We start from the raw sequence: 12,870 nt of genomic DNA, 5'->3' as shown, positions 1-12,870 counted from the left end.
GGTCTAATTTTCCGGATAGGCTAAAACTTTAGCAAAGCTTGCTTTCACTTGTTGCCCTGTATGAAGATCCTTGACGAAATCCCGTGGTTGAAACGCCCGGATAGTGCCATACTCTGGCAAATCGATGGACACTTCGGCATAATGCCCAAGTACCATAACCTGTTTGATCACGCCGGGAAGGCCTTGCCCCTCTTCACCTTCTATCATCACGTCTTCAGGTCGAACGGCCAGATTTACTTGCCCAGACAGATTTTTTGTGTTTGGAAAACTTAGATGCCCTACGGCCAAACCGCTGGCTGTGATCACCCCTTTCAAAAAGTTCATTTTGCCGATAAATTGGGAAACAAACAGCGTATTCGGTTCATCGTAAATTTCTTGCGGAGTAGCGATTTGCTCAATATTGCCTTGGTTCATAACGACAATGCGATCTGAAATCGATAACGCTTCTTCTTGATCATGAGTGACAAATACCATCGTTAGGCCTGTCTTGGATTGAATTTCTCGCAGCTCTTCTCTCATCTCGTGCCGAAGCTTCGCATCAAGTGCGGAAAAGGGTTCATCCAGCAAAAGAACAGCAGGCTTAAGGAGCAAGGATCTCGCAACTGCTATGCGCTGCTGCTGACCGCCGGAGAGTTCACCCGGATATTTGAGCTCTGCTCCAGGTAAGCGGACCAGCTGAAGCACTTCGTTCACAGCCTTATCGATGTCTGCCTTTTTCATCTTGCGTATTTTGAGACCGAATGCCAGATTGTCAAACACCGTCATATGCGGCCATAGATTATAACCTTGAAACACCATGGAAGTCGGACGTTTTTCCGGAGGTGCTTTTAGCACGCTTTTACCCTCAATGAGAATGTCGCCTGAATCTGGGTCGAGAAACCCGCCGATGCTGCGAAGCACTGTTGTTTTACCGCAGCCTGAAGGGCCCAGCAGTGTGATTAACTCGCCTTTGCGAACATCGAGGGAGATTCCTGTTACGCCTTCTCCTGTTTTATAGCGTTTCGTCAATTGTTGTACGGAAAGCTGAATGTCCATATGTGCCCCCTAAAAGTTTTGTTGAGCATTGCTTCTAAGCGATTACTTCGAAACAAAACTCGCATCGGAAGCATACGCTTTGCAAATTGGTCTATCGTCATTTGAGTTGAAAACCGCTGGACATAATATCTGCACTCACAAAGCGCTGTGCTGCCAGCAGTAGGATGATCGTCGGCGCTGTCAGAATTATAGAAAACACAGCGCCAGCGTAAGCAGGATAATCACTGATGATAGAGTACATGACGATCGGCATCGTTTTATAATTGGGGATGCCCACCAGGAAAGTGCCCTGAGCCTCATCAAGCGAGTTAAGGAACGTAAAGATCGAAGCCACGATAATACCCGGCATCGCCATCGGCAGCGTAATACTGCGGAATACGCGGAACGGGCTCGCCCCCACATCCCTGGCTGACTCCTCCTGAGCTGTATGCACATTGCGGAAAGCAGCCGTGGGAATCCAAGTCATGAACATGAGTACATTGATCATATGGATCAAGACAACGCCTATTAAAGTGTTCATCAGTCCTAGTTTGTAAAAGAGCACAGCGATCGAAACATAAAGTCCCATTTTCGGAAAAGCATGTGTCAGCAGAAACGAGAACAAGAAAAATCGGCTAAGCGGAAAACGTATGCGAGCAAACGCATAGGCTGCCGGGATACAAAGCACAATGGATAGAGCGGTCACGATGGATGCGATCATAAACGACAAACCGATCGACTTCGCGATATCCTCCTGCTGTAACACAAATGTCCACCATTTCAGTGACCACTCATGCGGCAAGATATCTGGGTAGGTCCATTTGCCAGTAAAAGCAAGTATGGCTAGGTTGAGCAGCGGGCCCAAGAAAAAGATGACGAACACAACAAGTATGATAAATTCCACGATTTTACGTGGACCTATCGCTTTTAGATACCAGCGCATGCGGACTAACCACTCCTCTCCTATGAAAACTATTTGGTCGATTGCCGGACAATTAATTTGGGTACAAGCTGCTTGGGATTCTCAATGTTCACTTCCTGACGGATGAGCTTGTCTAACAAGCTAAATGCCTGAATCCCCATCTCCTCTGTATTGACCCTGACGGTTGTTAAAGAGGGTGAGAACATTGCGGCAAAATCGATATCATCAAAGCCTACAACCGCTACCTGTTCAGGAATGCGTATCGATTGCTCCAACATAAACTTCATGGCACCCAGCGCTATCATATCGTTGGTGGCAAAAAGCGAAGTAAACCCGCCTGCACGAAACTGCTCCCAATGGCTGCGCATTAACTCATACCCTTCCCCGAAGGTGGAGGTCGATGCCTGTAAGATCGATGATGCTGGGATCGGAACACCAATTCCTGCCATGTACTTCTTAAAACCTGTCAGCCTCAAATTATGGCTGCGATGCGTCTGCGGTCCAGCAATCACGAAAATCTGACGATGCCCTAAATCCGTTAGATACTCAGCGACCTTCCGTCCGCCTTCCTCGTCTTGATTGACAATATGCATGACCCCGTCGACATCCGTGGAGCCATTGACCATCACGTACGGAACTCCGAAGTTAGCGATGTAATCAATGACGTTTTGTTGCAAACGGCTGATCAGGATCAATCCGTCCACCCTTTTCTCCATCATAAAATCAGCAGAACGCAGCGACATATCATGATCTGTCGTAACGAAAACGGAATAATTCAAGCTTGCGGCTGTCATCAAAATAGCATCAAGAATTTTGCCGTAAAAAGGATGAGACGCAATGGGATGATGCTGGCGATAAATGAGTACGCCAATGTTGTGCGTTCTCTGTGAAACCATAGCCCTTGCCACTGCATTGGGCTTGTATTGTAATTCTTCAATCAGCTGGAGCACCTTATCGCGCACCTCCAAGCTGGTATAGCCCTTGCCAGAAATCACCCGCGACACAGTAGATTTGGATACACCGGCACGCAGGGCAATTTCCTTAATCGTAAGCTCCATCCTGCAACCCCATTTCTTCGTGTGAGACCGTTCCCACATATCAAAAATAACGTATTTTTGTTTTTCCTGTGTCAACCACAAGATAATAAATTGTAAATCTTCAAACCAATCAAATACCTTGATTACTTTCTTATGCTTCTTTTCATAAAAAAAGACCGCCCATAAGCGAGCTAAACATGCTCCCTGGGCGATCCTCATTTGAAACTAACTTGTTTTTTTGATAATTACCGATGCATTTATATTTAGTAGATATGTACGAAAACAATATATCCCAATTGACGTGTATTTGGAAAATGCCGGCAATCTTAAAAACAATAAGAATTGTCGGCATATCGTCAATAAAGAAAATTAGTTTACAATAAATTCGATCACAATTGGAGTCGCAGGATCGAGTACATCTCCGCCTGGAATGGTAATCGCCGTAGTGGTAGCTGTTGAAGTGTCAGCTGTTTGAATCTGAGCATTAATATAAAGATTATAATACGCAGGTGCGGTTGGAAAAGCTGTAGCAGCAGCTCCGGCGTCATTGGTGGTAGCTGTAGCAAGAATATTATATGCAGCGCCTACACCTGTTCCGTCCGCAATTGTAGCACTAAATCTTCGGGAAGCCATAAAGGGTTTTGTAATTGGCATTTATATCACCTCACTTCTCTCAACTAGATTATGCTAGTGATAGTAAAAGGGAAGGGCTGATCAAATGCGTACAAGGGAACATTTCAAGAAATGATTTGAATCGATAATCGAACGATCTCAAGTATGATTGGGGTCCCTGCAAAAATGGTGTCATTGCCATTTATAATGGCCAAGGCATTTATACTCACACTATAAGAGGCACCAACTTGCATGATTCCGTTAATGTAGAGATTAGCATAACTATTTTGATCGAGATTTGAAAATTCGGCTATTGATTCAAAGTCATCGTTTGTGAATTGATTTGCAGGAATAACTGCTGGCAGAGTAACATCTGTGTTCGCAATAAATAAATATCTGTTAGCAGTTAGCAAAGTGCTGAAATTAGGGATAATGATTGGTCCCGTGGGACCTGGAGCTCCCTGTATGCCTCTAGGCCCTTGTGGCCCTTGTGGCCCTTGTGGTCCTTGTATGCCTTGTGTGCCTTGTGTGCCTTGTGGTCCTTGCGGAACAGTTATATTAATTTCTGGTTTTGGACAAGCTGCACGTTTCCGTTTTTTCCTTCTAAGAGGGCTAACTATCATTTTTTTCTTTTTACAGTCTTTTTTTCGACCGGTATTAGATTCCCTCATTTTTTTTTCAGATGTTACACATATGTTCTTTTTTTTGATGATACATTTCTTTTTACGTATATGTTTTCTTGTAGCAGGAGTCATTCGATTTTTTTTATGGGTATTGTTACACCACAAACTAGACACCTCCATTTAAACCAATTGTATATATTATGATATTGCTCTATTGGAGGTATGGACATTGAACTAATAACGAATAGACAATAATCTATTTCTATAAAAAAGGTGTTGGACTTCTCGCTTTTCAGCTCTTATTATAAGTAACTAATTTATTGTTTGATATTTACTGAAAATAAGTTATAATACAACTGTAATTATTTTAAGTATAGAAGGGAAGTTTTAATTATGGCAACAGTACTTTATATCACTGCACACCCGCATGACCACCAAACATCATTCAGCCTAGCGGTAGGTAAAGAATTCATCGAGGCTTACCGTGAAGCGAATCCATCAGATGAGGTTATTTCTGTGGATCTGTTCAAACAAGATATTCCTCAAATTGATGCTGATGTATTCAGCGGTTGGGGAAAACTTCAATCAGGAACAGCTTTTGACCAGCTGTCTGATGCAGAAAAAGCAAAAGTAGCACGTTTAGGCGCAATCGTTGACCAATTCGTGGCTGCAGACAAGTATGTTTTTGTTTCTCCAATGTGGAACTTCTCATTCCCTCCAGTATTGAAAGCTTACATTGATGCAATTTCCGTTGCAGGTAAAACTTTCAAATATACGGAAAGTGGTCCAGTTGGTTTGTTAACAAACAAAAAAGGCCTGCATATTCAAGCGAGTGGCGGCATTTATTCCGAAGGCCCTGCTGCAGCATTTGAAAGTGGCTTCAGCTACCTGAAAAAAATTGCACAATTCTACGGTATCCCGTCCTTCGAAGGCATTTTTGTTGAAGGCATGGCTGTAACGCCGGATAAAGCTCAATCCATTAAAGAAAAAGCTATTGCTCAAGCAAAAGAAGTTGCAGCTAGTTTCTAAGAAAATAGTAAGAACCCGCTAAATCTAGCGGGTTCTTTTTGCATTCAATGATTGAAATTGATGTAATCAGTCCATTTTTCAAATAGAAACATTCCCTTTACTGCGGCTCATTAACCATAGGGTTAACCAAATAAATACAAAGCCTACTAGTTGTCCTACGGTCAGCTTTTGTCCAAATACAACCCAGTTTATGCATACACCTACAGCTGGGAAAGCTAGCTCGGCAAGCGTTGCAAAGAATGCCTTTGTCGATGACAGCCCCTTATAATAGAGGAGCATGCTGATCAACCCTGGGAAAAAGGCCTGGAACAACAGGTTGACTGCGATAAGTGTTAGATCACCACTAGAACCGCCTACATGCCAAGCATCGCCACTTACCAAAAGAACTACCGTTAGCAGCGGAATCGCCATTAGGAAGCGCAGTGATGTGACAACAGGGAAATCCAAGTTTTTTTGAAGCAGGAACTTACCCATGACGGTTGATCCACCCCATAAGACAGCCGCCAGAATTGAAAATAAACAGCTTAACGTACCTAAATCCTTCAAGCCCATCTTCGGGGAATCAAAACCAAACGTCAGCAAGTACGTGCCTAGCAGCGCCATTACGATATAGGCAGAAAATTTCGAAGGCAGTGTCTCTTTAAGCAGTAAACGAGCCAATACGATGGCGAACAAGGGCTGCAACTTTTGCAAAAGCAGGACGGAGTTTGCACTGCCATGAGCGAAGGCTGAGGTGAAGAGTATGGTGGCTATGGCCGATCCACCCCAAGAAATAAATAGCAGTGCGCCAATAACGGATAGTGTTAGTTTGCCGGCTAAGGACTTGCGGTACTTTATCAGCACCGGAAGCGCATAGCAGGCCAGCAGCAGATGCTCAATGAACACAATTTGTGCAGAGGTAAAACTCTTCAACAATAAGATTCGAAAGAGAGGGTCTAACCCCCAAAGTGTAGCTCCGAGTGCCACGTACCAGATCCCATTAATTTCTCTGGTACTTGATGAATACAAACTTGCGCGCTTACTTCCTAGCTTGAATACATTCTCCAATTCAAAAACCTCCCAGTAGGAGAGACTTTGAGATTAGCTCAAAGATCCCTAGATGATGTTTTGAATTGAACCTTCTGAAAGAGACAATGCCCCTGTTTACAAGCAACAGGGGCATTGACAAACAGACCTATTAAAAAATGAATTTTTAACAAGTTGTCCTTCACCTTCTCTCATCCGGACTATACCGTCGGCCTTGGAATTTCACCAAGTCAGTCCCCGTCTATACAGACTGGGAGTCGCGGGCTTAGATACACGTACATATCCTCACCGCCGGTAGGGAATTTCACCCTGCCCCGAAGGTTCAAATCTTATTTTGTTTGTTTATTTGGTCCAAATAACGCTTAACGTTGAAAGTGATGTTAACACCGAAAAATAAAAAAAGCAAGGATTTTCATCTCTGCTTCGCTCCAATCATATATTTTTCACTCAGATATATACCAAGTTCTTCTCGAATTTATTTCACGCTGCGCTCTTAAAAGAATACGTAAGGCCTTATCAATTTCATCCTCTGCTCGTCTCAGTTTGTCTACCGAGACACTACGCTTAGAGGCTCCCAGTACATCTATCGCTTCGTTAATTTTGTCACTAATTTCTTCTCTTGAGACTCTCGTCATACCATTTCTTCCCTCCCTTGCGCTCGGGCTTCTCATATATCTATTATTCACTACTTCTGTTTCCTGAATTTCAAATAAATTCCTAGGATCTTCTTTCCTCACTATTTCTTTTTCCATTGTATCTTTACTCGCTTTTTCTTTCTTTGCTATTTCTTTTTTCACTGCTTCTTTCTTCACTATTTCTTTCTTCACTGGCTCTTTCTTCGCTGTTTCTTTCTTCACTTGTTCTTTCTTAGTTGGTTCTTTCTTCACTGGTGCTTTCTTCACTGCTTCTTTCTTCACTGCTTCTTTCTTCACTACTTCTTTCTTCACTACTTCTTTCTTCACTGGCTCTTTGTTCACTGCTACTTTTTTCGGCATTACTTTCCCCCCCCCCATTTCCCCCATACTATATCTTATGCTTATGAGAGAAATGACGATTGGGTATATACCGACACGCATGATATATAAACCTAATAGTCAAACAAACCATATATACAAACACACAAGTAGTAGATACAAAAAGAAAAAGGGTCTCCAGCTGTCTTATATATCTGACAGGGATACCCTTTAAAGTGTCGAATGACGTCGTTTTAAAAAAAGAAATATAACAACGCCTATTACAATTCCAACGAACGAAAACAGCATAGGCAGCCAAACTGGACCCCATAAGATACCGAAAGGTTGAAAGACATCCGAGTAAATGATACCTACCGTCCCCAGAAAAGCCCCTAATACAAAAGGAATATACGCATACTCTGCAGTATCTCCTGCGTCTTTATAAGCATCCCAAATACCAAACATGTAGAGACAAGGGTAAAACATTAGCCAATGATAATCGGCTTGCTGGATGGCCTCTTGAATGTTTCCTTTGAAACTGTCGATAATAATTTGATTGAGATCTGACATATAATTCACGATAAATTCCAATATAATCAACGTAATTCCTTTTATATATTTCCCGTTTAAAAACTGACCAAACCCAGGGAGTGCGATGCTCCATAATAATTTCTCAATTTTAGTGGATTTGTGCATAGTTGTTATTTAGCAGTCGGTGATTTGCCGTACTTGCAATGAACTCAGGTGAAGGCACCTTGCTATGGGATCGTTCCTCTACAAAATTTCCTCCTCTTACTTCAGGCGTAATCCTTTTTAATAAACCTACAAACCCTCTGATCGTAAACAAAGTAAAGTTAATTGATGCAAATGTATGAAAAACAGACCAAGATTTCCATCTAAACAAATCGGTTTTCCTCTCTAAAAACCATTGAAGCAAAGTCATTGGTACACTAAAAAATAGACTTCTCGTGATGAGTTCAAGCGGTTTGCTTTGATAAGACGATCTTACCCAAACTACAGTTAAAAGCGGATAAAATAACAGATCGTACAAAATATTGGTATCAAATACTTTGGCGAAAGGACGAACGGGGTACGATATCTTTCCTTTTTTAATAAAGAAAGAATCTATCGAACTTGATAAAACGCACTTCGTGAAGAATACAGTCAGATACATGAGCAGGTTATTACGTTTCAAAACGAATGGGGCTGCTGCTAATGATGAGGCAAATAAAATCCGCAATAATATCTTTTCCATACAATTTCCCCCCTTTAATTGCTTCTTCCTTTACCTGTAGTGTGGATAAAATAACAGCCTATTATTCATGAAAGGAATAGTCAGCGAACCAAAGAAAATAAAGAGCTGCCGCGGGCAGCTCTTTTTATGTTTGAGTGACATTTGTATAATAGGGGATAGATAAAATACACCTCTAGTTAGACAGGATGGTAATGGATGAACGATAAAATTGTAATGCCGGTATGGACGATTGGCTTGTTCATCGTTGTTATGAATACGACGATGTTCAATGTTTCAATCCCTAGTATTATTCAAGATCTTGGCATCACGGCAGATCTCGGATCATGGGTGATTTCAAGTTACTCCATCGGATATGCCTTATCGACCGTTATTTACAGTAGGCTCTCAGATGTCTTACCGATTCGTAAACTGCTGATCGTGGGGCTATTGGTGTTAGGACTTTCATCGATTTTCGGATTATTTGCCAGGGAATTTCATGCTTTACTCATGGCTCGTATACTTCAGTCTGCAGGTGCAGGGGTGATGGCTGGCCTTGGTTTGGTTCTGGCAAGTCGATATATTCCAATTGAAAGACGCGGGTCAGCTATCGCCATGATTTCCGCGGGGAGTGCTATGGCTTTCGGGCTCGGTCCGATCGTTGGCGGTTTGATTAGCGAATACTTTGGTTGGAACGGGTTGTTCGCAATCACTTGTCTGGTTTTGGTCATTCTTCCGATACTTGTACGTTTACTTCCCAAAGAAAATGCGACATCCTTTCGATTCGACATATTGGGTGCTCTCTTAACCATCGTGAATGCAACTACGCTGCTGTTAGCTGTGACGCAAGTTTCAGCCGCCTGGCTTGTCGCCAGTTGTCTTTCGTTGCTTGTACATGCTTGGCACTTGAAACGAATGAACAATACGTTCATTAACCCTGAACTATTGAGAAATCCAACTTATCGTAAATTGGTTACGATCGGGTTTTGCATCTTAGTGTTGAACCTTGGTAATTTATTTCTAATGCCGTTGGTGTTAGCCAAGGTGTTCGATCAATCGGCTATGATGATTGGCTTAACCATTGCGCCAGGGGCCATTCTGTCGGCCTTCTTGACACGATTCGTCGGTAGATGGATAGATCGATACGGCAATCTACGCTTTATGTTTATAGGGCATTGTATTTTAGCTTTAGTGATGATTGCCTTTTATGCCACTCTTGGCGCTTCGCCACTTGTTATACTTTTGGGATATCTTTGTTTTTCGCCTGCTTTTTCAGCAACGATTGCATCTTTGAACAACGAGACCTCACGTATTCTTCCAAAATCATTAATAGGCTCTGGTATGGGACTTATGCAGCTTATCCAATTTTTTGGCGGTTCAATTTCGGTAGCGGTTTGTGGAATATTACTCGAAATTCAAAAGAATACGCCACTTCCTTATTCCTTCAAACACGTTTATGGCCTTTTATTTTTGGTAGGTCTGAGTTCACTGGGCATGTTGCTGTGGTACAAGCTTACTGCACCTGTTGTAGTTTCAAACGGAGATAAATGATAGTTTATAATTCCATAATCTACCTATACCATAAGAAAATCAGACTTGATAAATCCTTTTCTAATTGGACAATCTAATTTTTAGAGGTGATAGAGATATGAACATAACTCAATTAAAACTAACTTCAACGGAAATCGGAGCTTTGTGGGGGCAATATGTAAATGAATCTATGGTACATCAAGTAAATAAATATATGCTTTCAATTATAGAAGATACGTCCATTAGAGAGGTTTTTGACGATGCAATAAAAATATCTGAGAATCAAATGCAGCAGGTTTCGACTTTTATTCTTAATGATGGATTTCCATTACCCATAGGGTTTACAGAAGCAGATCTCAATCCCAATATTGGAAGGTTATTTTCCGATATTTTCTGTTTGGATTATTTGTATCTCATGACCATACATGGTTTAAACGGTCACATATATTCGCTTACTACATCAGTTAGAAAAGATTTAAGGGATTTTTTTGATTCCTGTTTAACGGATGGAAAAAATATGTACCAACGTACCGTTGATTTATTACTTGAAAAGGGACATTTTCAAAGAGACCCGTATTTCTTCCCCCGTGCAAACCCAGAGTTTATTGATAGCAAAAAATATCTCGATGGCTTTTGGGGAGATAAACGTCCTCTTTCAGCCATAGAAATAGGTAATATTTCCCTTAACTTAAAGAAAAGTATTATGGCAAAAACACTTGGAATTGCATTTAGTCAAATTGCCGGATCCAAAGAAATAAGGAAATTTCTAACAGATGCCGTTCAAACGTCAAATGACCACATTCAATTGCTAAGTAAAAAACTAAAAGATGATAATTTACCTGTTCCGATGTCATGGGAAACTGAAATAACCGAATCTACAGATTCACCGTTTTCAGATAAACTTATCATGTTTCACACTGGTTTTTTGTTTCTGACTTCTCAATCCTATCACGGATTAGGACTAGCGGGTTCCATGAGGTCTGATCTAATTCTTGATTATGAACGAATCATTCTTAAAGATCTAACTGTAGCAAAAAATTGGTTTGATCTCATGATAAAACATAAATGGTTAGAACAACCTCCCATTGCACCAAACAGAAAAGAAATTGCTAAAGACCAATAATATCCACTTAATAAAGCCCTCTTTGTTGGTGTTCCAAGAGGGCTTTACGGTGTTTATTTTTTATTTATATTTTATATATATCATTGTTTCATAGCTATCGATCCATAGACTGGATGAATCTTTCCCAGAGCGACGGTCGTCTCTTCCGGTTCGATAGATCACATTTTTACTGTCCTTAATAACATCGCCTGCTAACGCGTCATTATCAAATTGAACAAACAAAGCATCCTTTGACAAGTTAACTATGATCAAATATTCACTATCCTCGTATTGCCTCATGTAAGATAAAACCTGCTCTTCAGAGTTGCGAATGAACATTAATTCTCCCATCCAAAAAGCTGGATTATTCGTCCGAAGATGAATCAGAAATTCATAGTGCTCGAACATATCCCTATCAAATTGATCCCAGTTTAGCTTGTATTCATTAAATAAAGATGTCCACGTTTCTAACGTACTCTCATTAAATTCCTGCCCCATCATAATGAATGGAACACCTTCAAGCGTCAGCAAGATAGAAGCTGCCGCTTTTGCAAGCTTTTCGCCAAAATAGTCACATGCTCTCGATGTTTCTTTTTCCTCCAGCCAACTCATTCTTAGCGCATTTCTAGGAAAGCTGTATTTATAAGAGTTGTAAATGGTTATAAAATCGCTCTGTGTGATTGTCCCATCAACCATATCACGTATCAGAATGCGGGGACTGCCGTCGTAGGTCAAGTCACAAGATTCAATATGATGATACTCATCGTAGGACTGTGAGATCAGGATGAGATCCGCTTTTACTTCTTGCAGCGCATGCTTGATTTCAGAGAGAAAATCAAAGGGAGTAAGGTCCGAATCGTCCAAACGAATACCGTCAAAATCAAACTCGACTATCCAGTATTTCATAGCCTCAATGACATATTTCCTCATCTCACGGTTACTAAATTCTAGCCCGGCGAAATACGCCCGATTAGGCACATCATAATAGATCTCATCTTGTTCATTTCGTGTAAAATATTCCGGATGGCTTCTTGTCATAATGTGATCCACACTTGCGCGGTTCAACACCCAATCCATAATGACTTTGATCCCATTCTCATGAGCTTTACGAATAAATGAGAGTAGATCTTCTTTGGTTCCGAAGCTGGGATTAATGGAATAAAAATCTTTTACCGCATAGGGGTCGCCATATTTACCTAATCTTCCTTCAAATCCAACTTCGTTGAATGGCATCAACCACAGCGTATTTATTCCCATTTTTTTGAAATAGTCGATTTTATCTGTGAGTCCATTAAAACCATTTTCGGTAAACGCCCTGATATGAAGTTCATAAATCACCGATTTTTTAATCCATTCGGGACTTTGGATAGCCATAAAATTTTCATGCATATATCCAGGTTGTTCTTTTGAAATCTCATGGGTTCTGATCAATACTTCTCCTTGCTCAGTAACCGTAATAGCCGAGTTATTTTGCCCATCTTCCGACACACTCGGATTCAATGGGTCTAGTATCCACACTTCCCCATTCACTACATATTTATAAAGATGTCTTCCCTTAGGTATCGCTAATTCAATCTCCCAACCTTTACCTTTCTCCATTTTGTTCATGTAGTTTCTATCGCCGTTCCAGTTATTAAAGGTCCCTGCCAAGGCGACACTATCAACTTCAATATCTGTGTAATAAACAAATCGTACGCCATGTGATCCTTTTGTCGGAAAGTCAGGTAACATTGTATGAGCTCCTTCCTATTATTCTCTACTCCTATAGTAGCTGTAACGAAACAGGCTGCC

At 41.2% G+C, this 12,870-nt stretch carries 13 protein-coding genes and 1 riboswitch; of the genes, 3 read left to right on the top strand and 10 right to left on the bottom strand.

The window, feature by feature from the left end; translation table 11 throughout:
* Nucleotides 1-3: 3 nt before the first annotated feature.
* The 5 genes from QFZ77_RS17000 to QFZ77_RS16980 form a co-directional block, all read right to left on the bottom strand.
* Nucleotides 4-1,035: an ABC transporter ATP-binding protein gene (locus QFZ77_RS17000; protein WP_307441240.1), complete on the bottom strand. Its 1,032-nt coding sequence runs from the start codon at nt 1,033-1,035 to the stop codon at nt 4-6.
* A 97-nt stretch (nt 1,036-1,132) separates the two neighbouring features.
* On the bottom strand, nt 1,133-1,957 hold the full coding sequence (locus QFZ77_RS16995; protein ID WP_029199106.1) for an ABC transporter permease: 825 nt from the start codon (nt 1,955-1,957) through the stop codon (nt 1,133-1,135).
* Between the two features lie 29 nt (nt 1,958-1,986).
* Nucleotides 1,987-2,994: a LacI family DNA-binding transcriptional regulator gene (locus tag QFZ77_RS16990; protein WP_307441237.1), complete on the bottom strand. Its 1,008-nt coding sequence runs from the start codon at nt 2,992-2,994 to the stop codon at nt 1,987-1,989.
* A gap of 348 nt (nt 2,995-3,342) precedes the next feature.
* Nucleotides 3,343-3,627: a DUF4183 domain-containing protein gene (locus QFZ77_RS16985; RefSeq protein WP_307441235.1), complete on the bottom strand. Its 285-nt coding sequence runs from the start codon at nt 3,625-3,627 to the stop codon at nt 3,343-3,345.
* 83 nt (nt 3,628-3,710) lie between these two features.
* Nucleotides 3,711-4,373, bottom strand: coding sequence for a DUF4183 domain-containing protein (locus QFZ77_RS16980; RefSeq protein ID WP_307441233.1), 663 nt, complete (start codon nt 4,371-4,373; stop codon nt 3,711-3,713).
* A 228-nt stretch (nt 4,374-4,601) separates the two neighbouring features.
* Between QFZ77_RS16980 and QFZ77_RS16975 the strand changes: the two genes are divergently transcribed.
* Nucleotides 4,602-5,237, top strand: a complete 636-nt coding sequence (locus QFZ77_RS16975; RefSeq protein ID WP_307441232.1) for an FMN-dependent NADH-azoreductase — start codon at nt 4,602-4,604, stop codon at nt 5,235-5,237.
* A 78-nt stretch (nt 5,238-5,315) separates the two neighbouring features.
* Here the strand turns inward: QFZ77_RS16975 and QFZ77_RS16970 are convergent, their stop codons facing one another.
* The 4 genes from QFZ77_RS16970 to QFZ77_RS16955 all read right to left on the bottom strand — a co-directional run bounded on the left by QFZ77_RS16970 (nt 5,316) and on the right by QFZ77_RS16955 (nt 8,471).
* Nucleotides 5,316-6,245 (bottom strand): DMT family transporter, encoded by a 930-nt coding sequence (locus QFZ77_RS16970; RefSeq protein WP_307449583.1) that lies wholly within the window; start codon nt 6,243-6,245, stop codon nt 5,316-5,318.
* 197 nt (nt 6,246-6,442) lie between these two features.
* Nucleotides 6,443-6,589, bottom strand: a riboswitch (FMN riboswitch).
* Nucleotides 6,590-6,706: 117 nt separating this feature from the next.
* Nucleotides 6,707-7,258 (bottom strand): hypothetical protein, encoded by a 552-nt coding sequence (locus QFZ77_RS16965; protein ID WP_307441230.1) that lies wholly within the window; start codon nt 7,256-7,258, stop codon nt 6,707-6,709.
* A 189-nt stretch (nt 7,259-7,447) separates the two neighbouring features.
* A complete protein-coding gene (locus tag QFZ77_RS16960; RefSeq protein WP_307441228.1) occupies nt 7,448-7,816 on the bottom strand; it encodes a hypothetical protein in 369 nt (122 codons plus the stop codon).
* 79 nt (nt 7,817-7,895) lie between these two features.
* A complete protein-coding gene (locus QFZ77_RS16955) occupies nt 7,896-8,471 on the bottom strand; it encodes a CBO0543 family protein (protein ID WP_307441226.1) in 576 nt (191 codons plus the stop codon).
* 195 nt (nt 8,472-8,666) lie between these two features.
* Between QFZ77_RS16955 and QFZ77_RS16950 the strand changes: the two genes are divergently transcribed.
* Together QFZ77_RS16950 and QFZ77_RS16945 are read left to right on the top strand one after the other, a co-directional pair.
* Nucleotides 8,667-9,998: an MFS transporter gene (locus QFZ77_RS16950; protein ID WP_307441224.1), complete on the top strand. Its 1,332-nt coding sequence runs from the start codon at nt 8,667-8,669 to the stop codon at nt 9,996-9,998.
* 97 nt (nt 9,999-10,095) lie between these two features.
* Nucleotides 10,096-11,100, top strand: a complete 1,005-nt coding sequence (locus tag QFZ77_RS16945; protein WP_307441223.1) for a DUF3231 family protein — start codon at nt 10,096-10,098, stop codon at nt 11,098-11,100.
* A 60-nt stretch (nt 11,101-11,160) separates the two neighbouring features.
* Here the strand turns inward: QFZ77_RS16945 and QFZ77_RS16940 are convergent, their stop codons facing one another.
* Nucleotides 11,161-12,810: an alpha-amylase family glycosyl hydrolase gene (locus QFZ77_RS16940; RefSeq protein WP_307441222.1), complete on the bottom strand. Its 1,650-nt coding sequence runs from the start codon at nt 12,808-12,810 to the stop codon at nt 11,161-11,163.
* Between the last annotated feature and the right edge of the window lie 60 nt (nt 12,811-12,870).

The organism is Paenibacillus sp. V4I3 (assembly GCF_030817215.1).
GTDB lineage: Bacteria > Bacillota > Bacilli > Paenibacillales > NBRC-103111 > Paenibacillus_E.
Note: the sequence above shows the minus strand (reverse complement) of the source record. Positions and strands in the feature narration are given on the sequence as shown.